Origin of the sequence: Devosia litorisediminis, assembly GCF_018334155.1 — a bacterium.
Lineage (GTDB): Bacteria > Pseudomonadota > Alphaproteobacteria > Rhizobiales > Devosiaceae > Devosia > Devosia litorisediminis.
In genome coordinates this window covers 2483513-2509725 of record NZ_JAGXTP010000001.1, presented here as the reverse complement: position 1 = coordinate 2509725, position 26213 = coordinate 2483513, and the positions used below count along the sequence as shown (strand labels likewise).

General features: G+C 62.4%; 26 protein-coding genes and 1 riboswitch. Of the genes, 19 read left to right on the top strand and 7 right to left on the bottom strand.

Annotated features, from left to right (window positions below; genetic code table 11):
* Positions 1-9: 9 nt before the first annotated feature.
* Positions 10-264: a DUF2164 domain-containing protein gene (locus KD146_RS11965; protein ID WP_212658889.1), complete on the bottom strand. Its 255-nt coding sequence runs from the start codon at positions 262-264 to the stop codon at positions 10-12.
* Between the two features lie 148 nt (positions 265-412).
* Positions 413-623, top strand: a riboswitch (cobalamin riboswitch).
* Positions 624-661: 38 nt separating this feature from the next.
* Between KD146_RS11965 and KD146_RS11960 the strand changes: the two genes are divergently transcribed.
* From KD146_RS11960 to cobO, 7 genes are read left to right on the top strand one after another with little or no spacing between them, the layout of a single operon-like run.
* Entirely contained in the window at positions 662-853 is a 192-nt protein-coding gene (locus KD146_RS11960; RefSeq protein WP_212658888.1) for a CbtB domain-containing protein, read from the top strand.
* Between the two features lie 24 nt (positions 854-877).
* A complete protein-coding gene (locus KD146_RS11955; RefSeq protein ID WP_212658887.1) occupies positions 878-1594 on the top strand; it encodes a CbtA family protein in 717 nt (238 codons plus the stop codon).
* Positions 1591-2637, top strand: a complete 1047-nt coding sequence (gene cobW, locus KD146_RS11950; RefSeq protein ID WP_212658886.1) for a cobalamin biosynthesis protein CobW — start codon at positions 1591-1593, stop codon at positions 2635-2637. The genes KD146_RS11955 and cobW overlap by 4 nt, the downstream gene beginning before the upstream one ends.
* Positions 2634-2852 (top strand): alkylphosphonate utilization protein, encoded by a 219-nt coding sequence (locus KD146_RS11945; RefSeq protein ID WP_212658885.1) that lies wholly within the window; start codon positions 2634-2636, stop codon positions 2850-2852. Before cobW ends, KD146_RS11945 begins: the two co-directional genes overlap by 4 nt.
* 6 nt (positions 2853-2858) lie before the next feature.
* Entirely contained in the window at positions 2859-6617 is a 3759-nt protein-coding gene (cobN, locus tag KD146_RS11940) for a cobaltochelatase subunit CobN (protein WP_212658884.1), read from the top strand.
* Positions 6614-7180, top strand: a complete 567-nt coding sequence (locus tag KD146_RS11935; protein ID WP_212658883.1) for a hypothetical protein — start codon at positions 6614-6616, stop codon at positions 7178-7180. The genes cobN and KD146_RS11935 overlap by 4 nt, the downstream gene beginning before the upstream one ends.
* Positions 7177-7827 (top strand): cob(I)yrinic acid a,c-diamide adenosyltransferase, encoded by a 651-nt coding sequence (gene cobO, locus KD146_RS11930; RefSeq protein WP_427857072.1) that lies wholly within the window; start codon positions 7177-7179, stop codon positions 7825-7827. Before KD146_RS11935 ends, cobO begins: the two co-directional genes overlap by 4 nt.
* On the opposite strand, the gene KD146_RS11925 is transcribed toward cobO, so the two are convergent.
* The gene (locus tag KD146_RS11925) at positions 7824-8291 is read right to left on the bottom strand and encodes a hypothetical protein (RefSeq protein WP_212658882.1); all 468 of its coding nucleotides are present in this window, start codon (positions 8289-8291) and stop codon (positions 7824-7826) included. The genes cobO and KD146_RS11925 overlap by 4 nt on opposite strands.
* A 50-nt stretch (positions 8292-8341) precedes the next feature.
* Entirely contained in the window at positions 8342-9241 is a 900-nt protein-coding gene (locus KD146_RS11920) for a cation diffusion facilitator family transporter (RefSeq protein WP_212658881.1), read from the bottom strand.
* Between the two features lie 280 nt (positions 9242-9521).
* Here KD146_RS11920 and KD146_RS11915 point away from each other — a divergent pair, with 280 nt between their 5' ends.
* Positions 9522-9968, top strand: a complete 447-nt coding sequence (locus KD146_RS11915) for a cobalamin biosynthesis protein (RefSeq protein ID WP_212658880.1) — start codon at positions 9522-9524, stop codon at positions 9966-9968.
* Here KD146_RS11915 and KD146_RS11910 read toward each other — a convergent pair.
* Entirely contained in the window at positions 9902-10630 is a 729-nt protein-coding gene (locus tag KD146_RS11910) for a cobalt-precorrin-6A reductase (protein ID WP_212658879.1), read from the bottom strand. The genes KD146_RS11915 and KD146_RS11910 overlap by 67 nt on opposite strands.
* A 68-nt stretch (positions 10631-10698) precedes the next feature.
* Between KD146_RS11910 and cobA the strand changes: the two genes are divergently transcribed.
* From cobA to cbiB, 4 genes are read left to right on the top strand one after another with little or no spacing between them, the layout of a single operon-like run.
* Positions 10699-11535 carry a uroporphyrinogen-III C-methyltransferase gene (gene cobA, locus KD146_RS11905; RefSeq protein WP_212658878.1) on the top strand — a complete coding sequence of 279 codons (837 nt, stop codon included), beginning with the start codon at positions 10699-10701 and terminating at the stop codon, positions 11533-11535.
* The gene (locus tag KD146_RS11900; RefSeq protein WP_212658877.1) at positions 11501-12817 is read left to right on the top strand and encodes a cobyrinic acid a,c-diamide synthase CobB; all 1317 of its coding nucleotides are present in this window, start codon (positions 11501-11503) and stop codon (positions 12815-12817) included. Before cobA ends, KD146_RS11900 begins: the two co-directional genes overlap by 35 nt.
* Before the next feature lie 8 nt (positions 12818-12825).
* Complete coding sequence (locus tag KD146_RS11895) at positions 12826-14289, top strand: cobyric acid synthase (RefSeq protein WP_212658876.1); 1464 nt, start codon at positions 12826-12828, stop codon at positions 14287-14289.
* Positions 14289-15251, top strand: a complete 963-nt coding sequence (cbiB, locus tag KD146_RS11890; RefSeq protein WP_212658875.1) for an adenosylcobinamide-phosphate synthase CbiB — start codon at positions 14289-14291, stop codon at positions 15249-15251. Before KD146_RS11895 ends, cbiB begins: the two co-directional genes overlap by 1 nt.
* 9 nt (positions 15252-15260) lie before the next feature.
* Here cbiB and cobU read toward each other — a convergent pair whose 3' ends face one another.
* Positions 15261-15809: a bifunctional adenosylcobinamide kinase/adenosylcobinamide-phosphate guanylyltransferase gene (gene cobU / locus KD146_RS11885; protein WP_212658874.1), complete on the bottom strand. Its 549-nt coding sequence runs from the start codon at positions 15807-15809 to the stop codon at positions 15261-15263.
* 210 nt (positions 15810-16019) lie between these two features.
* Here cobU and KD146_RS11880 point away from each other — a divergent pair, with 210 nt between their 5' ends.
* From KD146_RS11880 to edd, 4 genes are all read left to right on the top strand, one after another.
* The gene (locus tag KD146_RS11880; protein WP_212658873.1) at positions 16020-16955 is read left to right on the top strand and encodes a glucosamine kinase nucleotide-binding domain-containing protein; all 936 of its coding nucleotides are present in this window, start codon (positions 16020-16022) and stop codon (positions 16953-16955) included.
* Between the two features lie 28 nt (positions 16956-16983).
* Positions 16984-18465, top strand: a complete 1482-nt coding sequence (gene zwf, locus KD146_RS11875; RefSeq protein ID WP_212658872.1) for a glucose-6-phosphate dehydrogenase — start codon at positions 16984-16986, stop codon at positions 18463-18465.
* 1 nt (position 18466) lies between these two features.
* A complete protein-coding gene (gene pgl, locus KD146_RS11870) occupies positions 18467-19171 on the top strand; it encodes a 6-phosphogluconolactonase (RefSeq protein ID WP_212658871.1) in 705 nt (234 codons plus the stop codon).
* Between the two features lie 62 nt (positions 19172-19233).
* Complete coding sequence (edd, locus tag KD146_RS11865) at positions 19234-21048, top strand: phosphogluconate dehydratase (RefSeq protein ID WP_212658870.1); 1815 nt, start codon at positions 19234-19236, stop codon at positions 21046-21048.
* Between the two features lie 5 nt (positions 21049-21053).
* Here the strand turns inward: edd and KD146_RS11860 are convergent, their stop codons facing one another.
* Complete coding sequence (locus KD146_RS11860) at positions 21054-21572, bottom strand: metallophosphoesterase family protein (protein ID WP_212658869.1); 519 nt, start codon at positions 21570-21572, stop codon at positions 21054-21056.
* Between the two features lie 46 nt (positions 21573-21618).
* A complete protein-coding gene (gene mutL, locus KD146_RS11855) occupies positions 21619-23460 on the bottom strand; it encodes a DNA mismatch repair endonuclease MutL (RefSeq protein ID WP_212658868.1) in 1842 nt (613 codons plus the stop codon).
* 187 nt (positions 23461-23647) lie between these two features.
* Between mutL and KD146_RS11850 the strand changes: the two genes are divergently transcribed.
* The 3 genes from KD146_RS11850 to KD146_RS11840 all read left to right on the top strand — a co-directional run bounded on the left by KD146_RS11850 (position 23648) and on the right by KD146_RS11840 (position 26183).
* A complete protein-coding gene (locus KD146_RS11850; RefSeq protein ID WP_249327657.1) occupies positions 23648-24505 on the top strand; it encodes a DMT family transporter in 858 nt (285 codons plus the stop codon).
* A gap of 55 nt (positions 24506-24560) precedes the next feature.
* The gene (locus KD146_RS11845) at positions 24561-25004 is read left to right on the top strand and encodes a nucleoside deaminase (RefSeq protein WP_249327656.1); all 444 of its coding nucleotides are present in this window, start codon (positions 24561-24563) and stop codon (positions 25002-25004) included.
* Positions 25005-25115: 111 nt separating this feature from the next.
* Positions 25116-26183 carry an HWE histidine kinase domain-containing protein gene (locus tag KD146_RS11840; RefSeq protein ID WP_212658867.1) on the top strand — a complete coding sequence of 356 codons (1068 nt, stop codon included), beginning with the start codon at positions 25116-25118 and terminating at the stop codon, positions 26181-26183.
* The last annotated feature ends 30 nt before the right edge of the window (positions 26184-26213 follow it).

Below are 26213 nucleotides of genomic sequence, written 5' to 3'. Positions count from 1 at the left end.
GCAGCCCGCCTAGCGCAAATGCTTGGTGGGCTGCTCCAGGGCGAACAGATCATCGGTCAAGCTGTCCATACGTTCGCGCATCAGCCCCTGGGCGTCATAAACGCCGCGATTGTAAAAATAGGCCCCCATCTTGTCGGCGAAAAAGCCCATCAGCATCTCGGCCGGAATCGCGCCAATATCTTCGTCGAGCTCTTCGCGGAAATAGTCCTGTATTTCGCCAACGATGGCCTTGGTTTCCTCGCGGCTGAATTTGATCGGCTTCATCGCAATCTCCTTGTTTGCGCCAGATCTAAAGCGAGTCGGTAGGGTTCGTCGGTCTGTAATCACCCTCTCTGGGCCTGTTGTGGACTTGACCGGGCCACTGTTTTCCGAGCAACGGCCTGCCAGACATTGCGGTTTGCGCCATTTGGTGGCAAACCAGTCTGGTGTTGGTTCCCAAAGGCCGTTGTGCCGGAGGGATCAAAAGGGAACACGGTGCGACGTACCCATCAGGGCGCAAAACCGTGGCTGCCCCCGCAACTGTAAGCGGTGCACTCTCTCACTATGCCACTGGCGCGAGCCGGGAAGGCGAGAGAGCTATCTCCACCGCGAGCCAGGAGACCTGCCGGCACACGAACCGGGCCAAACGGCCTTCACGATTCCGCGCACGGAGGGTGCTGCCATGAATACCAATACCACTGCAAATACCGCGACTGGTCTCCAGTCTCTCTCGATCTCCCAGCGTCTGATCGCTGGTGCCCTTGCACTGATGCTCGGTCTGACCCTTCTGGTCGGTACCGGCTTTGCTGGCGATTATCGCCTGCACAATGGCGCGCACGACACCCGCCACGCCATGGGCTTTCCCTGCCACTAAGGCCGGAATAACGAGAGAACTCACATGTTTCGCAATCTGTTTTTTGCTGCGGTTCTCGCAGCGCTTTGTGCTGGCCTGATCACATCTGCCATTCAATATCTTCGTGTCACCCCGCTCATCGTTGCTGCGGAAAGCTATGAGGGTACCGCACCCGCCGAGCACGCCCACGAACACGCCGACGGCGAAGCCGCCGTGCCACACAGCCATGACCCGGCCCAATGGGCGCCACAGGATGGTATTGAGCGCACTGGCTATACCATCCTCGCCAATCTGCTGATGGCCGCCGGGTTTGCCCTGATCATCGGCGCCGTATCATTGCTCTTCAATCTACCCATCAGCTGGGCAACTGGTCTGCTCTGGGGTCTGGGCGGGTTCGCCGCCTTCTCGCTGGCACCGGCATTTGGTCTGCCGCCCGGTCTGCCGGGTATGCCTGTGGCTGACACGGTCGCCCGTCAGCTCTGGTGGGGGCTCGCCGCTCTCTGCACGGGTGGCGCCTTTGTCCTGGCTGCCAAAGTTCAGGCGCCATGGGTCTTGGCCGCTGCCATCGCCCTAGTCGCTCTGCCTCACGTAGTCGGTGCCCCACAGCCACCCGAAGCGGGCACTGCCGTGCCCGCCGGTCTGGCCGCCAGTTTTGTGAGCGCATCGCTTTTTAACGCCGCCGTCTTCTGGGTCGTGCTGGGCCTCGTCTTTGGCCGCCTGCACGACCATTTCACGCGTCAGTCCGCCGGAGCCCATTCATGAGCAAGATCCCTACTACCGTCATCACCGGCTTCCTGGGCGCAGGCAAGACAACGTTGGTACGCCATTTGCTCGCTCATGCCCCCAAGGGCAAGCGCATTGCCCTGATCATCAATGAGTTTGGTGATCTTGGCGTCGACAAGGACATTCTGGCCGGATGTGGCGATGAGACCTGCCGCGAAGAGGACATGGTCGAACTCTCCAATGGCTGCATCTGCTGCACCGTGGCCGACGAATTCATTCCCACCATGCAGGCGCTGTTGGCTCGCCCTGATAAGTTTGATCATATCATCATAGAAACCTCAGGACTGGCGCTGCCCCAGCCACTGATCCGCGCCTTCAACTGGCCCGAGATCAAGGCACAGGTGACCATTGATGGCATCGTTACCGTCGCCGACGCGTCGGCTCTGGCCGAGGGACGCTTTGCCTCTGATGAGGCAGCGGTCGATGCGCAGCGTCGTCAGGATGAAATGCTCGACCACGAGACCCCGCTGGGCGAGCTGTTTGAAGACCAGCTCTCGGTGGCCGATCTGGTGGTAATCAACAAGGCGGACTTGCTCGACGCCGCCATGCTCGACAAGGTTGAAGCCAATATCAGAGCCGAACTGCGCCCCGGTGTCGGCGTGCTGCGCGCACAGAACGGCCATGTCGATATCACTGCATTGCTCGGCCTGGGCATGGGCTCCGAAGACGACATCGCCAACCGCCCCAGCCATCATGAGCTTGAGCATGATGGCGAGCCGCATGAGCATGATGATTTCGACAGCTTCTCGATCCGCCTGCCTGCCATTGTCGGCAAGGACGAATTGCTGGCCATAATCGAGAGCACTATTCGCACTCATGATGTATTGCGCCTCAAGGGCTTTGCCGCAGTGCCCGGGGCAGCCGCCCGTCTGGCCATTCAGGCCGTAGGCCCCCGCATCACGGCCTATTTCGACCGCCCTTGGAAAGACGGCGAAACGCGCGATACCGCCCTTGTTGTGATCGGTGAAAGCCCGCTCGACCGCGCCGCCATCACCTCCAGCCTTGAGAAAGCAGCAGCATGAGTGAGCCCACCAAGGACAGTAACGGTACCCAACTCAATGACGGCGACGCCGTCACCCTGATCAAGGACCTCAAGGTCAAGGGTACCTCGGTGACCCTGAAGCGTGGCACTCTGGTCAAGAATATTCGTCTGACCGACGATACTGCCGAAATCGAATGCAATGCCGAAAAGGTCAAGGGCCTGGTCTTGCGCACCGAGTTCCTCAAGAAGGCCTAGCGCTTCATGCATCTGCTATCGGCCCAGGCCGGCGCCATTCAGCAAGAGGGCGAGGCGATTGATCTCAATCAGCGCCCCGGTGCGCTGGTATTTGCCAGCTCGGCCGATAGCGAATTGTCCATGCTGGCAGGGGCTGCCGATCGCGCTGGCGAAGACGATCTGCGTCTCGCCAATACGCTGCGCCTCTCCAACAACCTTTCCGTCGATCTGTGGCTTGAGCAGACAGTGGCCCATGCACGCCTGGTAGTACTGCGTCTGATCGGCGGCGCGGCCTACTTCCAGTATGGCGTTGATGAACTGACGGCGCTGTGCGCCAACCACAAAATCCCTCTTGCCCTGTTGCCGGGTGATGCCAGTCCCGATCCCATTCTGCAATCGCGCTCCACGGTCCATCCTGACGATTGGAGCCGGCTCCACAGCCTGTTCATCGCTGGCGGGCCCGACAACGCCGATGCGATCTTGAAGGGGCTCCACACACTTGGCGCGCCGGGCCGCGCCGGGGAGCGGTCGGTCGCTCTGCAGACGGATGCGGGGGCCTTGCTCACCGACCTGCACCCCCAGCCTTTTGCGCGCTTTGGTCTCTGGTATCCCGGACTGGGTGTCACCGATCAGGCAAACATCCGCGACAAGCTCTGCCTGCCTCCCGGCGCCAAGCCTGCCCATGTCCCGATCCTGTTCTACCGCGCGGCGCTCGAAGGCGCCGGAACGGCAACCATTGAAGCGCTGATCGCTGCGCTGGTTGAGCAGGGACTAGCGCCGGTACCCGTGCTGGTCTCTTCGCTCAAGGAAGCCGCTTGCGTCCGTTTCGTGCAGCAGGTTCTGGGCGATGTCGCGCCCACGACCATCCTGAATCTCACTGGTTTCGCGCTGGGGATTGATGGTCTGGACGGTAAGGCAAACCCTTTTGCTGGGACCGACGCTCCGGTCATTCAGCTGATTCAGTCCGGCCGCTCTCAGGATCAATGGCTGGCCGATAGCCAGGGCCTGAGCGCCAAGGACATGGCTATGTTCCTTGTTATGCCCGAGGTCGATGGACGATTGGCTGGGCTGATCGTCGGCCACCGTGCTGATGCAATCTGGCACGAGCGCTGCCAGATCCCTCTGACCGCCTATGCGCCTGACGCTGACGGCATCGCCCGCACCGCAGCGCTGGCCGCAAACTGGTCCCGGCTACGCGCAACGGCCCGGTCGGAGCGGCGGATTGGCTTCGTCCTGGCCAACTACCCCATCCGGGATGGTCGTCTTGCCAACGGCGTCGGCTATGACGCCCCCGCTTCGACAGTGGAGATGCTCAAGGCGCTGGAGGCGGAGGGCTATGCACTGGGGTCGGCCTTGCCACAGACCTCGGAAGAACTCATCACCGCCCTCCAGTCCGGCCCGACAAATGCCGATCCGGCGCGTGGCGTGTCTCCGGCAACGCTGACCTTGTCCCGCTACGCCGAACTCTTCGCCGCACTACCCGAATCGATGCGCGCTGAAATCACCAGCCGCTGGGGCGATCCCGTGACCGATCCATTTGTGCGGGGCGACAACTTCCATCTGCCCGCTCTGGTCTTGGGCAACGTCGCGATCCTGCTGCAGCCCGCTCGGGGTTATCATCTCGACGAAACCGAGAACTATCACGACCCTGCTTTGGTCCCGCCGCATGCCTATCTGGCTGCCTATCTCTGGCTCCGCCACGAGTATGGCGCCCACGCGCTGATCCACAACGGCAAGCACGGCACGCTTGAATGGCTGCCGGGCAAGGCCACCGCGCTCGACGCGCTCAGCTATCCTGACGCACTCTGGGGCCAACTGCCCCATCTCTATCCGTTCATCGTCAATGATCCCGGCGAGGGCACTCAGGCCAAGCGGCGCACGGGCGCGGTGATCATTGATCATCTGGTGCCCCCACTCACGCGGGCGGAAACCTATGGACCGCTCAAGGACCTCGAAGCGCTGCTCGATGAGTATTACGCAGCCTCGGGCATGGACCGGCGCCGGCTGGCCGATCTGCAACGGCGCATTCTCGATTTCACCCGCGACAGCCGGCTCGACCGCGATATCGGTTTGCCCGAGGACGAAACTGAAGCCCTGATCAAGATCGACAACTTCCTCTGCGATCTCAAGGAAGCCCAGATCCGCGACGGCCTGCACATCTTTGGCCGGTCGCCGCAAGGCGATCTGGAGCGTGATCTGATCGTGGCGCTTGCGCGCGTGCCGCGCGGCGAAGGAGCAGGGGAGAATTCGCTCATCCGCGCTTTGGCGGATGATCTCAAACTAGGAATTGATCCGCTGACGGCCAAACTGGGCCAGATTTGGTCGGGGCCGTCCATCGTTTCCCCGGCAGCAAGTGCCCGCAGTGTCGGCGACGTGGTCGAACAACTCGAGGCCATCGCGGCTGACCTGGTTGAGGGCACCATGATGCCAGAGGCGGGCTGGACCGCGACCCGCGCCGTGCTCGGCACCGTGGAGACCATCATCCGGCCGCGCCTGGCCCGGTCTGGGCCGGCTGAATTTCAGGCCCTGCTCGACGGGCTGGATGGAAAATTCATTGCCCCGGGCCCTTCGGGCGCACCATCACGCGGTCGACTTGACGTGCTGCCGACCGGTCGTAACTTCTTCTCGGTTGATAACCGAGCCGTGCCCACCCCGACCGCCTGGGGGCTCGGACAGAAATCGGCTGAAAGCCTGGTGTTGCGTCATTTGCAGGACCATGGCCATCATTTGCGTTCGATCGCGCTCTCGGTCTGGGGCACAGCCAATATGCGCACGGGCGGCGATGATATTGCCCAGGCACTCGCCCTGATCGGCGCCAAGCCGATCTGGGATCCGGGATCGCTGCGCGTCTCGGGCTATGAGATCATCCCCTTGCCAAAGCTGGGTCGGCCACGCGTGGATGTCACCCTGCGCATTTCCGGCTTCTTCCGCGATGCCTTCCCGGCCCAGATGGCCCTGTTCGATCGCGCTATCCGCGCAATTGGCGCGCTCGATGAACCCACTGACGACAATCCCATAGCTGCACGCATGCGCGCCGATGCGCTTGGCATGATGGCTGCCGGGCAAAGCGAAGCCGAGGCGGGCCTAGCTGCCGGGCATCGCATATTCGGTTCCAAACCGGGCACCTATGGCGCCGGGCTCAATGCCCTGATCGATAGCGGCAACTGGTCGACAAAGGCCGATCTGGGCAAGCAGGCGCTCGAATGGGGGCAGTATGCCTATGGCGCCCGGGCCACCGGCATCCCCGAGCGCGACCGCTTTGCGGCGCGCCTCTCCGATATCGACGCGGTGATCCACAATCAGGACAATCGCGAGCACGATCTGCTCGACAGCGACAACTACTATCAGTTCGAGGGCGGTCTTTCCGCCGCCGCTGAAACCCTAACGGGGCTCAAGCCCGCCGCCTATCACAATGATCACTCCCGCCCCGAACGGCCCGTTATCCGCACGCTGGAAGAAGAGATCAGCCATGTGATGCGATCCCGCGTCGTCAATCCCAAATGGCTCAACGGCGTCAAGCGCCACGGCTATCGCGGCGCCTTTGAGATCATCGCCACAGTCGATTTCATGTTCGCCTTTGCCGCCACCACCGGGGCGGTCAAAACGCACCATTTCGATCTGGCTTTTGAGGCCTTCATCGAGGACGACGCGACCCGTGATTTTATTCGGCAGGCCAATCGTTATGGCTATGACGAACTCATCGCCAAATTCAACGACGCCCGCGAAAGAGGGTTGTGGGCCCCACGTTCCAATTCGGCTTACGCTCTGCTGGGGGGCGAGGTATGAACAACACCATCATCTACCTGATTGGCCACTATGGCGTCGGCAAGCTGACCATTGCGCGGGCTATCGCCGAAGCAACCCGCGCGCGGGTTTTCGACAATCATCTGGCCAACAACGTGGTCTTTTCACTGATCCGTGAGGACGGGAAGGCCCCGATCCCAGCGCAGGCCTGGGAGCTGATCATGGCCATCCGGCGCCAGGCGCTGATCGCCATGGCGGAGATCGCCCCGCCCGATGCCAGTTTCATTCTGACCAACGCCCTGATGGAAGACGATCCGATGGACCACACCGCCTTTGCCGAGGTTGTCGCGGTCGCCCAACAGCGCAACGCCACTTTCGTGCCAGTTTTGCTCACAGCCTCGGACGCGGCCCATGACGCGCGCATACCTTCGGCAGATCGCGAGGCTAGGCTCAAGATGACCGATGCGTCCGGTGCCAGAAGCGTTCGCACAAAACGGCGCATCCTGGGGGTCAGGCATCCTAATCGGTTTGACCTCGATACTACCGACATCGCGCCCGAAGTGGCCGCGAGATTGATCATTGAACACGCGGAGCACCTTGCATGACCGACACGCCAGCCAAGCCCGTCAAGAAAACCGACCTCATGACCGAGGCGGAGCGTGATGCCTATCACGCCGAGAAAATGCGCAAGAAGCGCGAGGCGCGCAACAAGATCCTCGCCACCAAGACCCAGGAAAAGGGCCTGCTCATCGTCCACACGGGCAAGGGCAAGGGCAAGTCGACTGCCGCCTTCGGCATGGTGTTCCGGGCGCTTGGCCATGGCTTCAAGGTCGGGGTGGTGCAGTTCGTCAAGGGCGTCTGGGAGACCGGCGAGCGCGACGTGCTGCTCAAGTTTCCCGAGCTGGTCACCATCAACGCCATGGGCGAAGGTTTTACCTGGGACGTGGCCGACCGCCAGCGCGATCTGGCCGCCGCGCGCAAGGCCTGGGAGCAGGCCAAAAAACTGATCTCGGACCCCAGCTACAAGATGGTGCTGCTCGACGAGCTCAATATTTGCCTGCGCTATGACTATCTGCCAATCGAGGAAGTGGTCGAGTTTCTCAAGAACAAGCCAGTCGATACCCACGTCATCGTCACCGGTCGCAACGCCAAGGATGAACTGATCGAGATCGCTGATCTCGTCACCGAAATGACCGAGATCAAGCACCACTTCCGCTCCGGGGTGAAGGCGCAGGTCGGGATCGAATTCTAGCAGGCGCTGCCGCGCAGGCTGGCCACCAATTGCTCAATGACCGGGTCCATCTCGGCCCGGTCGCGCACGCCGTATTCGGCGCGGAAGGCGGCGTAGCTCTGGCCGTCACAGAGTGCGATCATGCGCTGGTAGAGAATTTGACCACCCGCGCTCGCTGACCAGCTGGCCCAGCGCGGCGTGACCGCCTGATAGGTCTGGTTCCAGCCATCAGCCGCATCCTGGCCCATGCGGGCCGCAACTTCGCTATCGAAGTGATTCAGCCAGCCCCCCCAGACGCTCAGCGCAATGGCGCGACCGGGCAAAGCGAAGTGTTGACCATCCCCGTTCTCGCTCTCGCCCTGACCGACAAAGCCAGTCGGCACGGCGATACTGTAACCAAATCGGGCATTGTCATAATGATCCCAGCCCTGCGCGAAGACGGGCAGGGTCAACAGGGCGAACAGGGCAACAAGGACGTCTCGCATGGCTGCGAATCTGCCTGCGGTGCAGGCGCAGGGCAAGTCACATTCGCGCGCTAGACCACCACGATGCCGGAATGCTTGGCCTTGTCTTCGGGCTCAACATGAATAGTGATCTGAACCTGTCGGACGGCCTCGCGTAGCTTGGCCTCGATAGCGTCGCAGATGGCGTGAGCATCGTCGACGCTCATCGCGCCAGGCACCACCAGATGAAAGTCGATGAACGTCATCTTGCCAGCCTGTCGCGTGCGGATGTCATGCGCCTCAATGGCCCCATCGGCATTGGCGGCGATAACCTCGCGAATGAGTTGCTGGGTTTCCTTGGGCACAGCCACGTCCATCAGCCCGCCTACGCTGTCGCGGATGACTGCCCAGCCTGACCACAGGATATTGAGCGCCACCAGCGCCGCCAGAATGGGATCCAGCATCGCCCAGCCGGTCAGATAGACCAGGGCCAGTCCGACAATGACCCCGCCTGTTGAGACCACGTCCGTTATCAAATGCTTGCCGTCGGCCTGCAGTGCTGGCGAACGTACCGAGCGGCCATGCCGGATCAGTACAAAGGCCCAGACCGCATTGATCACCGTGGCGACAATGCTGATGCTCAGTCCTTCGATAGGGGCGTCGGGCAGGGTGGGGGTCATCAGCCCGGTAATGGCCTCGCGGGCAATCAGGATCGCCGCCACGATGATCATGACCCCCACCAGCACGGCCGAGAAATACTCGGCCTTGTGATAGCCATAGGGTAGGGCGGCGTCGGCGGGCTTTTGCGCCAGCCATACAGCACTGAGCGCCGCAATGGCCGTCACCACATTGACGATGGATTCCAGGGCATCGGAATAGAGCGCGATCGATCCGGTAATCTGCCAGGCCAGCACTTTGAGTCCCAGCACGATCAGGCCGATCAGTAGGCTTGCTGCCGCAATGGCCAGCGTTCGCTTTGCTGTTGCCGTCATTGTCCAGTCTCGCCCCAAATCATGGGGAGGCCATAACCACCCAAAACCGACGCGACAAGTCATTGAATTTGCAAATCATTTTCAGAAGCATTCTTATCTGGTCATGAAGCAGGCCAAGCCATTGATTGACCAAGCGGTTCTGCCCGCCTAGAACCAAAACATGCGCAGAGTTCCCACGAAGGAACTGAAACAGAATTCGGTGCGGTCGACCCAAATCGGGGACCAACCCCGGAGCTGCAACGGTCTTGAGCGAACCTGCCTCTTGCTTTGAGAGGCGATTATGACAGCTAGATTCGGGGCGATCCCCGCCCCTACAGACAGATTTGTCGCTGGCATTGGCTTTGCCTCCGCGGCCAGTGCCGGTGAGATCATCGCACTGATCCGGGCCTGCCTCGCTGAACTGAACCTGCATCCCAGTCAACTGGCCGCTATTGGCACTCATATGCGCAAGGCAACCAGTCCGCTGCTCCTGCCCGTGGCGCTGTATTTCGCCGTGCCAATGCGCCTGCTTGATGATGCCGATTTGAGTGGCGATGTGCCCGGTGTCGCTGACGCCGTGGCTGCCATGGCTGGCCCGGTCCGCCTGCATAAACGCAAATCAGATTATGCCACCTGCGCCATTTCCGATTGTAAGCTCGGATTCAGCGTGGCCAGTTTTGGTCAGCCCGTCAGCGCCAATGCCTCGATAGCACCATCCACGCTGCTCACTTCGAGCGCTGGGCCATAGGCGGGACGGGCAATCATGATCACCTCAACTCCAAGTCGCTGCGCCGCTTCCAGCTTGGCCGCCGTCTGTGCCCCGCCGGAATTCTTGGTGACCAGATGAGTGATGCTCTCGCGCGCCAACAGCGCCATTTCGTCGGCCAGTCCATAGGGTGGACGGTCCTGCAGCAGCCTCGTGTGGGACGGGATTGCCACGGCCGGGGCCTCGATCAGGCGCACGAGAAAGCGGCAATCGGCACGGCCAAGAAAATCAACCAGACCAGTGTGACCTGTGGTGAGCAGAACCGTGGCATCGGCGGGCAAGACCGAGGCAGCCTCGGCTGCCGTGGCGACATTGGTCCAGCCCGCGCTGTCAGGCTCCGCCCAGACCGGACGCATGTAACGCACCAGCATCACGCCGCTGGCCTGGGCGGCGGCGACCGCATTGGCCGAAATCGTGCCCGCATAGGGGTGCGTGGCGTCAATCAGCCGCTCAATGTTCTCGTTTCTCAGATAGGAGCCCAGTCCAACCGCACCGCCAAATCCGCCCATGCGCACCGCGCCGGCGGGCAGGGTAGGATTCTGTGTGCGACCAGCCAGCGAGCTGGTGACATCATGGCCCAGTTCGAGCAGACGCCCCGCCAGATCACGCGCTTCGGCGGTGCCGCCCAGGATCAGAATCTTCATCGCACTGAGTACTTCATGACGCGCCACTGTGCCCATTCCCACCGCGCGCCTCAAGGGTTGATGCACTGATGTTCGGCTGGATCCGCAAACCACGCCGCCGCGCCCATTTCGCGGCCCTCGACAATGCTGATTTCCCGCAGCTCGAACCGGGCACGGTCTGGCTGGTTGGCGCGGGCCCGGGCGGGCCGGGGCTGGCGTCCCTGCTTGCCTATCACGCCCTGGGACAGGCCGATGTGATTGTTCATGACGCACTGGTTTCGCCTGATCTGCTGGCCATGGCACCGCGTCACGTCGAACGCATCTTTGCCGGCAAACGTGGCGGCAAACCATCGCCCAAACAGGCCGATATCTCGCTGCAACTGGTGGCGCTGGCCAAGGCTGGCAAGCGCGTCCTGCGCCTCAAGGGCGGCGACCCGTTCATCTTTGGCCGTGGCGGCGAGGAGGCGGGGATGCTGGTCAAGCACGGTGTGCAGTTCCGTATTGTGCCCGGTATTTCCTCGGGCGTTGGCGGGCTGGCCTATGCCGGCATTCCTGTCACCCATCGCGACGTCAATCAGGCTGTGATGTTCCTCACCGGCCACGATGAATCGGGCGCCGTGCCGCATGGTGTGGACTGGCCCGCCGTGGCCAAGGCCGCGCCAGTCATCGTCATGTTCATGGCGATCAAGCATCTGGGCTCCATCACACAAAAACTGCTTGAGGCCGGTCGCGATGGCGGCGAGCGCCTCGCCATTGTCTCCCACGCCGCCACACCACAGCAGGTCGTGATTGAAACCACGCTGGGCGAAGTCAGCGAACTTAAAGACATTCCAACCCCGGCCATCGTCGTGCTGGGCGCGGTCAGCCAGTATCGCGAGACGCTGGACTGGTATGTCGGGCAGATGCGGAGCCACACCTTTGGCTAAAGGGCTCGTCATTGGCGCACCGCGCTCGGGTTCGGGCAAGACCGTGGTCACACTTGGCCTGCTGGCCGCCTTGCGCCAGCGCGGTGTCGTCGTTGCACCGGCCAAGACCGGTCCGGACTACATCGATCCCACCTTTCTGGCGCGCGCAGCGCTGCGCGACGCCGTCAATCTCGACCCCTGGTCGATGACCCCGCACCGACTCAAGCAGCTGGCCGCGACCCAGGCCACGGGCGCTGATCTGCTTATTGTTGAAGGCGTGATGGGCCTCTTTGACGGTGCAGCCGACGGCATCGGATCCACAGCCGATCTCGCCGAACTGCTTGAGCTGCCTGTGGTTCTGGTGGTCGATGCCGACCGGCAAAGCCAATCCATAGCGCCGCTGGTGGCTGGCTTTGCCAACTGGCGGGTTGGCGTGCGGGTTGCGGGGGTGATCATCAACCGCGTGGCGTCGATGAAGCATGAGCGCATGCTGACCGAGGCGTTGGCCGCGACGGGTATTCCCTGCCTTGGCGCCATTCCGCGCAATCCGGCGCTGGTGCTGCCCGAGCGCCATCTGGGCCTGGTGCTGCCCGGCGAGGTCAACGCCTTTGCCGGTTTCCTTGATGAGGCGGCCACCGCCATGGGGGACTATGTCGATCTCGACCGGTTCCAGGCCATTGCCGCGCCGCTGGGGGAAGGTGCCGAGGATGCAGCGGATCTGCCGCCGCTGGGCCAGCATATGGCGATCGCCCGCGATGATGCTTTCGCCTTTGCCTATCCCCATCTGCTTGATGGCTGGCGCAGTCAGGGTGCGCAGTTGAGCTTCTTTTCGCCGCTGCGCAACGAAGCGCCTGGGGGGGATGCCGATGCCGTATTCCTGCCCGGCGGCTATCCCGAACTGCATGGCGCAACACTGGCCGCTGCGGACGCCTTCAAGGCGGGACTGGTGGCCGCGCGCGACCGCGGCGCGCTGCTCTATGGCGAGTGCGGCGGCTTCATGGTGCTCGGCGATGCACTGGTGGACAAGGCCGGCGCCAGCCATGCCATGGCGGGACTGTTGCCGGTGACGACGCACATTGATCGTCCCAAGCGTATTCTGGGCTATCGGCGCCTGGTGCAGTCGGGCGATCTGCCCTGGCCGGGTCGGCTCAATGGCCATGAGTTTCACTATTCATCTGCCAAACAGTCACGGCTGAACCCGCTGTTTGCGGCTGCTGATGCGCGTGGCGATGCCATGCCGCCCATGGGCGCGGTAATTGGGCGGGTGATGGGGTCTTACGCGCACGTGATTGATGCGGCATAAGTCTGGCCATGGCTAAGGCACTGATGTTCATGGGGACGGGGTCGGACGTCGGCAAATCGCTGATAGTCGCTGGCCTGTGCCGTGCCCTGGCCAATCGCGGCCTCAAGGTCGCGCCGTTCAAGCCGCAGAATATGAGCAATAATGCCGCCGTGACCGCCGATGGTGGTGAGATCGGGCGGGCTCAGGCGCTGCAGGCACGGGCATCGCGACGCGAGCCGATTACCGCCATGAACCCGGTTCTGCTCAAGCCTGAACTGGAAACTGGTTCACAGGTAGTGGTGCGGGGGCAGCGTGTGGCCTCAATGACCGCGCGCACCTACTGGAATGAGCGCGGCAAGCTGCTGCCCGAGGTGATCGACGCCTTTCATGAATTGGCGGCCGATGTGGATTTTGTTATCGTTGAAGGCGCTGGCAGCGCCTCAGAAGTCAACCTGCGCCGCAATGACATCGCCAATTTTGGTTTTGCGCAAGCTGCTGATATTCCAGTTGTTTTGGTGGGTGACATCCATCGGGGCGGGGTTATTGCATCGGTGGTAGGCACCTTTGCAGTGGTCGCCCCGGCCGACGCCAAACGCATCCGCGCCAGCCTGATTAACAAGTTTCAAGGTGATCCTTCGCTTTTCGCCGATGGAATCGCTTTTCTCGCGCAAAAGACCGGGGTTCCCTGCTTCGGTCCGGTGCCCTGGTTTACCGATGCGGGCAAGCTGCCGGCAGAGGATGTCCTGGCGCTGGCCGATTACACCTCAGACAAGTCCGGCGCCCTCACCATTGCCGTGCCGCAACTGCCGCGCATCGCCAATTTTGACGATCTCGATCCGCTACGGGCCGAACCGGGAGTCAATCTGGTGCTGGTGGCGCCGGGGCAAGCTATTCCCCGCAACGCTGATCTGATTATCCTCCCCGGTTCCAAAGCCACCCGCAGCGATATGGCAGCGCTGCGCGCCAATGGCTGGGACATCGATATTATCGCCCATCACCGCGCCGGGGATAAGATCATCGGCATTTGCGGCGGCTACCAGATGCTGGGGCGCTCCATCGCCGATCCGGACGGGATCGAAGGCACGCCGGGTACGACTGAGGGCCTTGGTCTGCTCGATGTTGAAACCGTCCTCAGCCCGGTCAAGCAATTGCGGGTAGAGCGGGCCATTCACTTGGGCTCCGGCACTGCCATTGCCGGCTATCACATGCATATGGGTGTTACCCAGGGGCCTGATATTGCACGGCCTTTCGCCCATGTGGCGGGCATGAACGAAGGCGCGGTGAGCGCCGACGGCCGGGTGCAGGGCACCTATCTGCACGGTCTGTTTGCCGCCGACGATTTCCGGCGTGCTGTGCTGGGCAATGTTGCCTCGCCTGATTTCGCCTATGAGGCCAGCATCGACACCACGCTCGATGCACTGGCCGCTCACCTTGAACATCACATTGATATTGATGCCCTTTTGGGGCTCGCAGAACCCGTTAGGCTGGACTGATGCACGTATTTATTGCTCCCTTGGCGCTGATCCTCGAGCGCTGGCAGGGCTATCCGCCTCGCTTGCTGGCCCAGATCGGCCACCCCGTCATGTGGATCGGCAAGCTCCTCAGCTGGCTCGAATCACGACTGTGGAAGGAGGAGCAATCCCCCGAGCAACGGCGCGTGCGCGGCATGGTGACCATGGTGCTGGTGCTCGGCACGACGCTGATTGTAACGCTGATGGTGCGCAATATTGTGCACCGCATACCGCTCGGCTGGGTGCTCGAAATCCTGCTGACGACGCCCTTCCTGGCGCAAAAGGAACTGGGTCGGGCCGTGCAGGCGGTGGCCGATGCGCTGTTGACCTCGCTGGAGGCCGGGCGCGAGGCGGTGAGCCAGATCGTGGGCCGAGATCCCCAACAGCTTGATACCGCTGGCGTTTCCCGCGCAGCGGTGGAGACCTTGGCCGAAAGCGCCTCGGACGGTGTGGTCGCACCGTGGTTCTGGCTGGTGCTGCTCGGCCTGCCGGGCATTGCGCTCTACAAGGCCATCAACACCGCTGATTCGATGATCGGCCACAAGAATGAGCGCTACGCCGATTTTGGTTGGGCGGCCGCGCGCCTTGATGATCTGGTCAATCTCGTTCCCGCCCGGCTGACGGCGGTTTTGGTGACCATTGCCTGCTTCTTTGTGCCCGGGGCCAGCCCGTCCAAGGCGTGGCAGGCGGCCACGCGCGACGCCATGAAACACCGCTCGCCCAATTCGGGCTGGCCGGAGGCGACCTTTGCTGGCGCGCTCGGGTTTTCGCTTGGTGGGCCAAGGAGTTATGACGGTGAAGTGGTCGATCTGCCGATCATGGGCGAAGGCGAAACCAAGCTCGGACCCTATCATATCACCCGCGCGCTAACCCTCTACCGCATGACCCTGAATGTGCTGCTAAGTGTCAGCGCACTGTTAGCACTGAGTATAGCCCTTGGCTGATTCTGGTGCCTATTGCGTGCGTCCCATGGTGGGGATGGGTGGTTCGCCCTTGAGCGTCATGGGCAGTCCCGCGACGACGAAATAGACATCGTCGCAGATCTCGGCGAGCCGTTGATGCGCACTGCCGGCCAGATCGCGGAAGGTGCGGGCCATGGCATTGTCGGGGACAATGCCCAGACCGACCTCATTGCTGACCAGAATGATCCGCGTATCCTGCAACTGGCCCAGTGTCTGCCCGAGCTTTTCCACCTGCGCGGCAACATTGTCGCCAGATACCAGCAGATTGGTGATCCACAGGGTCAGACAATCCACCAGAATGACGTCATGGCTCCTGGCTGCCTTGAGCAGGGTCTTCGACAGCGCCAACGGCTCTTCTATGGTGGCGAACTGTCCGGCGCGTCCGGCCTGATGGCTGGCAACGCGGTCCCGCATCTCGCCATCAAGCACTTCGGCAGTGGCCAGATAGGCCGGCGTACTGCCGCTGCGCAGGGCCAAACTCTCGCCAAAAGCGGTTTTGCCCGAACGGGCGCCGCCCAGCACCAACACGTGTCGCGTCATGCTTCGACCTCCATCTGATCACCGCTATGGTATGCCACGAAAACCCTGTGGCCATAACTGCTTGTATGCTCCGCGCAGGCGAGCCATGCGGGCAGGGGACTTGGCAGGGATATTTTGTGCCTTATCCTACTTTCGTATTATCAGCTTTCGCACTATGGTCCGCGCCGAAACCAGACCCTAGAATCCCTTCTGAATTCGGAGAATCCTAGCGTGACGAGATACTACCTTGGCGTTGATGGTGGCGGTACCAATTGCCGCGTGCGTCTGGCCGATGAGAATCTGCAGACGCTGGCTGAGGTCAGGAACGGTCGCTCCAACCTGCAGATCGACGATGGCGAACCCGCCTACAAGGCCATTCTGGCCGGCACGCGCGATGTGTTCGCTGCCGCTGGGCTCGACTATGCACAGACCGCCAATACCTATGCCTGCTTTGGCATGGCCGGTGGCCGCATGGATTCGGCGCGCGATGAGTTCGCCGCACGGCATTGGCCCTTTGCCGGGGTGAAGGTCTATGACGATATCGATATTGCCCATGCCGGCGCCCTTGGTGGCGAAGAGGGCGCGGTGATCATCGTTGGTACCGGTTCGGCAGCGCTGGCAGTGGTTGATGGCCAGCGCCATCAGGCCGGTGGCTGGGGCTTCCAGATTGGCGATCAGATGTCGGGCGCCATTCTGGGCCGCGAACTGGTGCGCTATTCTGTGGAGGCCGAAGACGGTCTGGTGCCATCGTCGCCGCTGACCAAGGCAGTGATCGCCGCGCTCGGTGGTGACAATCAGGCGGTGATGACCTGGTCATTTGCCACCGACATGGATCTCAGGATCATCAGCAATGATGGCTCGGAAGGCTGCGATGATGCCCTGATCGGCCGTGCGCCTGCCGAATTCGGCAAGCTGATGCCGCTGATGAGCGACTATCTCGACCAAGGCGATCCGGTCGCCCTAAAGATGCTTGAACTGCAGTTCAGCTATATCGAAACCTACGTAAAGTGGTTCAAGGCGCGCAATGCCAAGGTGATGGCGATCGTCGGTGGCTTCGGCCAGCGTCTGTTCCCGCTCCTCGAAAAGCGCTATGGCGACTTTGTCATGCTGCCACGCTTCGAGCCGCTGCATGGCGCTGTCATTCTCGCCAAGCACAATTTCGCTTGAACCTCGCGTCAAACTAAGGACTAGCCCGTTGTCCAGCCGCATCATTCCCGTCCAGCCATTCGATTATGTGGTCTTTGGCGCCACCGGTGATCTGACCAAGCGCAAGCTGATTCCTGCGCTCTATCACCGCTTCAAGGATGGCCAGTTCGATGAGAACAGCCGCATTATTGGTGTGTCGCGCTCCAAGCTGAGCGATGCCGATTTCCAGAACGCCGCGCGTGATGCGATCACCCAGTTCGTGGAAAAGGAATATCAGGACGCCGCGGTCATCGAGCGCTTCGTCAATATTTTCTCCTACATCATCAACGACGTCAGCAACAAAGCGGGCTGGGGCGATCTGAAAAAGGCCCTGCGAGACGACCCTGAAGTTGTCCGCGCCTTCTATCTGGCCGTGGCCCCCGATCTGTTCGAGCCGATCGCCGAACAGCTCTCCAAGACCAAGGTCTATCGTCGCGACGCCCGCGTGGTGATCGAGAAGCCACTGGGCCACGATCTGCTGTCATCGATGGAAATCAATGACGGCGTGGCCAAGATCTTCGAGGAAGATCAGGTCTACCGTATCGACCATTATCTCGGCAAAGAGACCGTGCAGAACCTGCTGGCGCTGCGCTTTGCCAACACGCTGTTCGAACCCGTGTGGAACTCGGCCCATATCGACCACGTCCAGCTCACCGTGGCTGAAAGCGTTGGGGCCGGTACCCGCGGCTATTATGACGAATCCGGCGCCCTGCGCGACATGATCCAGAACCACATGCTGCAGTTGCTCTGCCTTGTGGCCATGGAGCCGCCCGCCAGCGACGACGCCAATGCGTTGCGCGACGAAAAGCTCAAGGTCCTGCGCTCGCTCAAGCCCATCACCAATGGTGACGTGGCCAAGATGACCGTGCGCGGCCAGTACAAGGGCGTCAGCTCCGAAACCACCTCGGTGGCCAGCTATCAGGACGAACTGCCCGAAGAAAAGAAGGGCAGCCGCACCGAGACCTTTGTGGCACTCAAGGCCGAAATCGAAAACTGGCGCTGGTCCGGCGTGCCGTTCTATCTGCGCACCGGCAAGCGCATGGCCAGCCGGGTCTCGGAAATCGCCATCCAGTTCAAACCGATTCCGCATTCGATCTTTGACCACGCCGAGGGCGCACCCAAGGCCAACAAGTTGATCATCCGCCTGCAGCCCGATGAGGGCGTCAAGCTGATGATGATGATCAAGGATCCCGGTCCCGGTGGCATGCGCCTGCGCGAAGTGCCCCTGAACCTGAGCTTTGCCCAGACCTTCTCGGAACGCACGCCAGAAGCCTATGAGCGCCTGCTGCTCGACGTGATCCGTGGCAGCCAGACCCTGTTCATGCGTCGCGACGAACTCGAAGCGGCCTGGAAGTGGGTCGACCCGATCCGCGAGGCCTGGGAACGGTCTTCGGAACCACCACAGTCCTATGTGGCTGGCACCTGGGGCCCCAGCGGCTCGCATGCGCTGATCGAGCGTGATGGCCGCACCTGGCATGAGGATGAGAACTAGAATGACCCAGCCCGTGCTCGAGCGCCGCAGCTTTGCCGACAAGCCGACCCTTGCCAATGAACTGGCAGAGGCCGTTGCCGACCGCATTCGCACAGCCATCGACGCGCGCGGCGAGGCGGCGATTGCCGTCAGCGGTGGGTCGACCCCCAGCCGGTTCTTCCAGGCGCTGGGCAAGACCAAGGACATCGACTGGTCCAAGGTGATCGTCACCCTAGTTGATGAGCGCTGGGTCGATGAAACCAATGACCGCTCCAACGCCTTGCTGGTCAATGAACGCATGCTGCAGGGACCCGCAGCCACGGCGCGCTTCTACCCGCTCTATTCGGGCGGCGATGAGCCTGATGCCGCGGGCGTGGCGCGCACCAATGCCCTGCTGGCCGATCTGCCCGAGCAGTTCGCCGCTGTCGTGCTGGGCATGGGCAGCGACGGCCATACCGCCTCGTTCTTTCCCGGCGGCGATACGCTGGACCAGGCCCTGAGCGAGGAAGGCCCCACCCTGGCCATCCGCGCACCGGGCGCGGGCGAACCCCGCATCACCTTTACCCTGCCGCGTCTCCTCCGCGCGGATGGGCTGTACCTTCATATTGAAGGGGAGGAAAAGGCCGCCGTGCTCGACACCGCTTTGGGAGATGGTCCGACCCAGGACATGCCCATTCGTGCCGTGTTGCGGTCCGGCCACGCCGTCAACGTCTACTGGTGCCCATAGTCCCCTCAGCGGTCCCCAATTGACCGCTCTGGCCACGAAGGGCTCCAAGAACAGGAGCCGATATGTCTGTCCGTCAGGCCATCCAGGATGTCACCGATCGCATCGCCGCGCGTAGCCGCGACAGCCGTCGCGATTATCTGAACCGTCTTGAGGGTGCCCGCGAAGCCGGCGTCAACCGTACCGTGCTCTCCTGCGGCAACCTTGCCCATGCCTTCGCTGCCTGCTCGCCCGCCGAGAAGGCGCAACTGGCCGGCCACAAATCGCTCAATCTGGGCATCGTGACCAGCTATAACGACATGCTGAGCGCCCATCAGCCCTATCAATTCTATCCCGATCTGATCAAACAGGCGGCCCGCGAAATGGGCTCCACCGCCCAGGTTGCCGGTGGCGTGCCTGCCATGTGCGATGGCGTGACCCAGGGCCAGCCCGGCATGGACCTGAGCCTGTTCAGCCGCGACGTGATCGCCATGGCGACCGCCATTTCGCTGAGCCACAACATGTTCGATGCCGCCGTCTATCTGGGCATTTGCGACAAGATCGTGCCCGGCCTGCTGATCGGCGCGCTGACCTTTGGCCACCTGCCAGCGGTGTTCGTGCCCGCCGGCCCCATGCCATCGGGTATCCCCAATGACGAAAAAGCCAAGGTTCGCCAGCTCTATATGGAAGGCAAGGTCGGCCGCGCCGAATTGCTCGAAGCGGAGTCCAAGTCCTACCACGCGGCAGGCACCTGCACTTTTTACGGCACCGCCAACTCCAACCAGATGCTCATGGAAATCATGGGCCTGCATCTGCCTGGCGCCAGCTTCGTCAATCCCGGCACCCCGCTGCGCGACGCATTGACCCGCGAAGCCACCATTCGTGCGCTGTCGCTGACCGCACAGGGCAATGATTACACCCCCGTTGGTCACGTCATCGACGAAAAGGCCATCGTCAACGGTCTGGTCGGCCTGCACGCCACGGGCGGCTCGACCAACCACACCATGCACCTGATCGCCATCGCGGCGGCCGCTGGCCTGCAGGTGACCTGGGACGATATGAGCGACCTGTCGGACGCCACCCCGCTGCTGGCGCGCGTCTACCCCAATGGCGTGGCCGACGTGAACCATTTCCACGCCGCTGGCGGCATGGGCTTCCTCATTCAGGAACTGCTCGAAAGCGGCCATCTGCACGAAGACGTCAAGACCGTCTGGGGCAATGGGCTGTCCAACTACACGGTCGAGGCCAAGCTGATCGAAGAGAAGCTGACCTTTGAGCCATCGCCCAGGGAATCCGCCCTGCCAAAGGTGCTGACCAAGGTGGCGACCCCGTTCCAGGAGACTGGTGGCCTCAAACTGCTGTCGGGCAATCTGGGTCGTTCGGTGATCAAGGTCTCGGCCGTCAAGCCAGAGCACCGCGTCATCGAAGCGCCAGCGCGCGTCTTCCATGGTCAGGAAGGCCTGCAGGCCGCGTTCAAGGCAGGCGAGTTGACCGGCGACATGATCGCGGTGGTGCGGTTCTCTGGCCCCAAGGCGCTCGGCATGCCCGAATTGCACAAGCTGACCCCGGCTCTGGGTCTGTTGCAGGATCGCGGTTTCAAGGTCGCGCTGCTCACCGACGGCCGCATGTCGGGTGCGTCGGGCAAGGTGCCCGCCGCCATCCACATGACCCCCGAAGCGGTCAATGGTGGCCCGATCTCCAAGATCCGCGATGGTGACATGATCCGGCTCGACGCCAACCAAGGCTCACTGACATTCCTGGGCGATGAGAAGGAATTCTTCGCGCGCACCCCGGCCACCGAAGATCTGCGCAGCCAGCATTTCGGCATGGGCCGCGAACTCTTCGCCAACTTCCGTGCCATGGTCGGCGTGGCGGACAAGGGCGCGAGCGTGTTTCAGTAAGAAGCTCAGGCCGCGGGCGTTGCAGTCCGGCCACGCCGGCGGCTGACCACAATTTCGTCCAGTCGCCGGGGCCGCAGCCCCTGCGGATCGACCCCCACATCGAACTGCCGCGGCATAGGCGCCAGCCGGCCATGCGAATGACCGTGCAGATTGATGGATTTCTTGCCCATCTGGTTCCAGGTGCGGAAGGGATAGTGGCACAGCACATAGAGCTGAATGTCGATCTTCAGCTCGGCATAGTGCTGAACACTGGCCCAGCCTTGCGCCGACTGGGTCGATAGCGGATCGTTATTGCCTACAATCAGATGCTTGGTGCCGTTCAACCGGTGCAGCAGAGCTTCAACTGCGCCCTGATCCCCACGGACGACGTCGCCAAGGTGCCAGATATCGTCATCGGCCTGCACGACGCTGTTCCAGCTGGCAATCAAGGCGGCATCGTGCTCGGCCATATTGGCGAAGGGACGCCGGTCGAGGCGGAGCACCCGCGGATCGGCAAAATGGGTATCGCTGGTGAAATAGAGCATGGATGGGCAACGAATGTTCCGGCACTGCTGTTCCGCCCCGTAGGGCCTACCGGCTCCGCCCGAACAGCCGCTCGATGTCTTTGTGTTTGAGCTCGACATAGGTCGGGCGGCCGTGAATACACTGGCCGGAATGGGGCGTGGCCTCCATGTCGCGTAGCAGGGCGTTCATTTCATCGACCCGCAGGCGGCGGCCCGAGCGCACCGAGCCGTGACACGCCATGCGCGCGATGATCGCTTCCATGCGGTCGCTGACGGCAGCAATGGAATCCCATTCTGCCAGCCCATCGGACAGGTCACGCACCAGCCCTTCAATGTCCGAGCTGCCCAATAGAGCTGGGGTCTCACGCACCGCAATGGCGCGCGGGCCGAAGCGTTCGAGATAGAGCCCGAAGCGCGCCAGCTCGTCGGACGCGTCTTCAAGCCGGGTGCAGTCCTCTTCGGGCATCTCAAGCACCAGCGGGATCAGCAAAGCCTGGCTGGCAACGGGCCCCGAGGCCAGCTGCGCCTTGAACCGTTCATAGACCAGCCGCTCATGGGCCGCGTGTTGATCAACCAATAGAAGGCTGTTGCCATTCTGGGCGATGATAAAATTGTCAAACATCTGCGCCCGCGCCGTGCCCAGCGGGTAATCGACCAGAGCCGGGGCAGGCTCGGCTTCGACCCGCGCGCTGGGTTCGTTCAGACCATCCAGACCGGTCTGACCATAATCGGGCGAAAACGGATTGCTGCTGCCCGATCCCGACACCCGCTCATAGCCCGAAAAGGCCGAGGTCTGGGTGGGATGGTAGGCAGTTGAGCCGGAGATCATGGGCGCGGTGGAAACGCCGCTGGCCTGTTGCTCAGGGGCAGTGAAGGCGCCCAGCACATCATCGGCTACGCTGGTAGAGGCCTTGAAGCCTGCTGCGGCCAGCGCTTCGCCGATCCCCCGGATCACGGCGCTGCGCACCGCGCCTGCATCGCGGAAGCGCAGTTCGGCCTTGGCGGGATGAACGTTCACGTCGACCTCGGCAGGATCAATGGCGATATAGAGCGCCACTACGGGAAAGCGGTCGCGGAAGATGTAGTCGCCATAGGCAGCGCGCACGGCGCCCACCAGCACCTTGTCGCGCACCGAGCGGCCATTGACGAAGTAGAACTGGCTCAGCGAATTGGCACGGGTATAGGTCGGCAGGCCCGCAAGACCAGCCACAACCACGCCGTGCCGGCTATGCGCCAGCGTCACCGCATTCTGCGCAAAGTCGTCGCCGATTACCTGCGCCAGTCGCGCCTGCAATGCGCCTGTGCCGCTGACCGCAGGCCAGTTCGAGGTGGAGCGATCGCTGCCGCTGAGCACGAAATGCACGGTGGGATTGGCCATTGCGAGGCGCTTGAGCACATCGGTAATGGCCCCGGATTCGCCACGGTCTGTCTTGAGGAATTTCAGCCGCGCCGGGACATTGGCGAACAGGTTCTTGACCTCGACAATGGTGCCCCGGTTCATTGCCTGCGGCACCGGCCCGCTGCGCACGCCATTGCGCACATCAATGCGCAGTCCGCTCTCGGCGTCAGCGGGGCGCGATGAGATCGACAGCTCGGCCACCGAGCCGATCGAGGCCAGCGCCTCGCCGCGAAAGCCCAGGCTGCGGATATCATCGAGATCGTCGCTGGACAGCTTTGAGGTCGCGTGGCGCTCGACCGACAGCAGCAAGTCAGCCCGATCCATGCCATGGCCATCATCCTCGATGCGCAGCAGAGTCTTGCCACCAGCAGCCGTGGTCACGGCAATGCGGCTGGCGCCCGCATCAATGGCGTTCTCGACCAGTTCCTTGACGACGCTGGCAGGGCGCTCGACCACTTCGCCAGCGGCAATGCGGTTGATCAGAACTTCGGGTAGCTGGCGGATGGGCAAGGGCGATTCTCCTGAACGCTCAATATAGGGCGTCCGGCCAGCCATTCCGACCCGTTTGCGGGCTCTGTCACCGGTTCAATTGTCATGATTGTGTCCTGCCGGAATGGCGCCCTTTGTGGTGCGCGCACGGCTTTGGGTGCTAGACCCATCCATCAGGGCTGCGCAGCAGTCAGTGCGAGGAGCAGACATGATCAGGATCATCGGACTGACAGGCCTGGCCATGCTGGCCTTTGCGGCCAATTCCGTGCTGGCCCGGCAGGCGCTGGGGGCAGGGCAACTCGATGCCGCCGGCTTCACCGCCATTCGCTTGCTGGCCGGCGCGGTAACGCTGGGTTTGCTGGTGGGATTGTCGCGCGCCGCCAGCTGGCGCCAGATCGCCAGCCTGGGCACCGCGCAGCAAGCCGCCGCCTTGTTTGGCTATGCGCTGGCCTTCTCGCTGGCCTATGTGCTGCTGGGGGCTGGCATGGGGGCGTTGGTGCTGTTTGTCAGCGTGCAGTTCGGCATGATTGCGCGGGGGCTGATCGCCGGAGACCGTCCCGGCGCGCTCGAATGGCTCGGGCTGGTCGTGGCACTGGGGGCGTTTGTCTATCTCATATCGCCCGGCCTGAGCGCACCCGACCCGCTGGGAACCCTGTTGATGGTGGTCTCGGGGCTGTGCTGGGCGGCCTATTCGCTACTGGGGCGCGGCTCGACCCGGCCGCTGGCTGACGCCGCGGGCAGCTTTGTGCGCTGCGTGCCATTTGCCCTGATCTTGCTGATCTTCGGGCTGGTCTGGCAATTGCCAAGCCCGCTGGGGGTTGCCCTGGCCATTGCGTCTGGCGCGATAACCTCAGGACTGGGTTATGCCATCTGGTATGCCGTGTTGCCCCAACTGACCCGGACCCGCGCCGCGGTGGTCCAGCTCAGTGTGCCGGTGATTGCCGCCGCCATCGCCGTGCCGGTGCTGGGCGAAGCCGTCACGCCAAGACTGCTGATCGCCTCGATCATCATTCTGGGCGGCATCGCCATCGCCATTCTGGGGGCCGGGCGCCGCCGTCGGCTGTGACCGGCTTGCCCGTTTTGCCATTGAACAGTATCACCACGCCATGCCGCATCCACCCATGACACCGATGAATCGCGCGCTGGCGCTGGCCGAGGAAGCCGCCGCCAATGGCGAAGCGCCCGTGGGCGCGGTGGTCATGGAAGGCGAAACCGTGCTGGCCGCCGAGCGCAATCGCATGAAGGCGCTCAACGATCCCACCGCGCATGCCGAACTGCTGGCCATGCGCGCGGCCCTGGCCAAACGCGGCACGGGCAGGCTGGATGGTTGCGATCTGTATGTCACCCTTGAGCCCTGCGCCATGTGCGCCGGTGCTATCGCCCACAGCCGGGTGCGTCGGGTCTATTTCGCGGCTGAAGACACCAAGGCAGGCGCCGTCGAGAATGGCGTGCGGCTGTTTGAGCAGCCCAGCTGCCACCATGCCCCTGAGATCATTGGCGGCATTGGCGCGGCGCGGTCAGAGGCCATGCTCAAGGCGTTTTTTCAGGACCTGCGGCGCGGATAGATGTTGCGCGCTGTGCATAAAGCGGCCCAATGCAGGTTCCGCTTTCGTGCTTTTCCCGTATATGCTGGTCAGTGGTTCTGACCAATTTCATCCAAATCCGACAGAGGCACCGTGAGCGACAAGAGCAGATTTACTACGGCACTGCAGACGATTGTGACCCGCAATCGCTCGCCGCTGTTCCGCTGGTCGCTTTCGCTGGGCCTGTGCGTTGTTGCCTTTGCGCTGCGCTATGGCCTCAGCGATGCCCTGCCGCCGGGCTTTCCCTATCTGACGTTTTTCCCCGCTGTCATTGTCACCACCTTGCTGGCAGGGCTTTGGCCCGGGGTGGTTTCGGCAGTGCTGTGCGGTCTGGCGTCCTGGTTCTTCTTCATCGCCCCGGCCAATTCATTTGCTCTCAACGCGGGCGCGACCACGGCATTGCTGTTTTATGCCTTCATCGTCAGCGTCGACATTGTCATCATCCATGGCATCACCGTGACTGCCCAGCACCTCAAGGCCGAGCGCGAATCCATGGCCCGACTGGCCCACTCCCTGCAGCGTTCCAATCTGGCGCTGGCTGAACGCGAGAGCGAGCAGCAGGTACTGTCGCAGGAGATCGGGCATCGCCTGAAAAACCAGCTGGCGCTGATCCAGGCCATTGTCAGCCAGACCTTGCGTTCCAAGAATGATCTACCCGGCATTTCGAAAACATTGACCGAGCGTATCGGTGTGCTGGCGGATGCGCAGGATATGCTGATCGCGGGCAGTGCCGGTCATGCCAGCGTCGCCGACATTGTCCAGAAGATTGCTGCCCTGCATGGCAATGAAGGGCAGCGGCGCATTGTGGCCGATGGCCCCGCGATCAAGCTGTCATCCAAGCCAACGCTGACGCTGTCGATGATCCTGCACGAGCTGGCCACGAACGCCACCAAATATGGGGCACTGGCCAGCGTTGATGGCGTGGTCAACATCAACTGGAGCGTGGAATCGCGTCAGGGCGTCGAGGCTTTTGTCATCAAATGGGTGGAGCAGGGTGGCCCCGCCGTCGAGCAACCCCAGGACAAGGGCTTTGGCAGCCGGCTGGTGCGTGCAGGTCTGCCCAGCAGTGGGTCCGAAGTGATAATGGATTTCAGGCCCGAGGGCCTGGTCTGCACTATCTCGGCCGATCTTGCCGGCATGCAGTCGGAGCAGATCGGCTAGCTGATCCCACCCGGTTTTCAGCTCATAGGA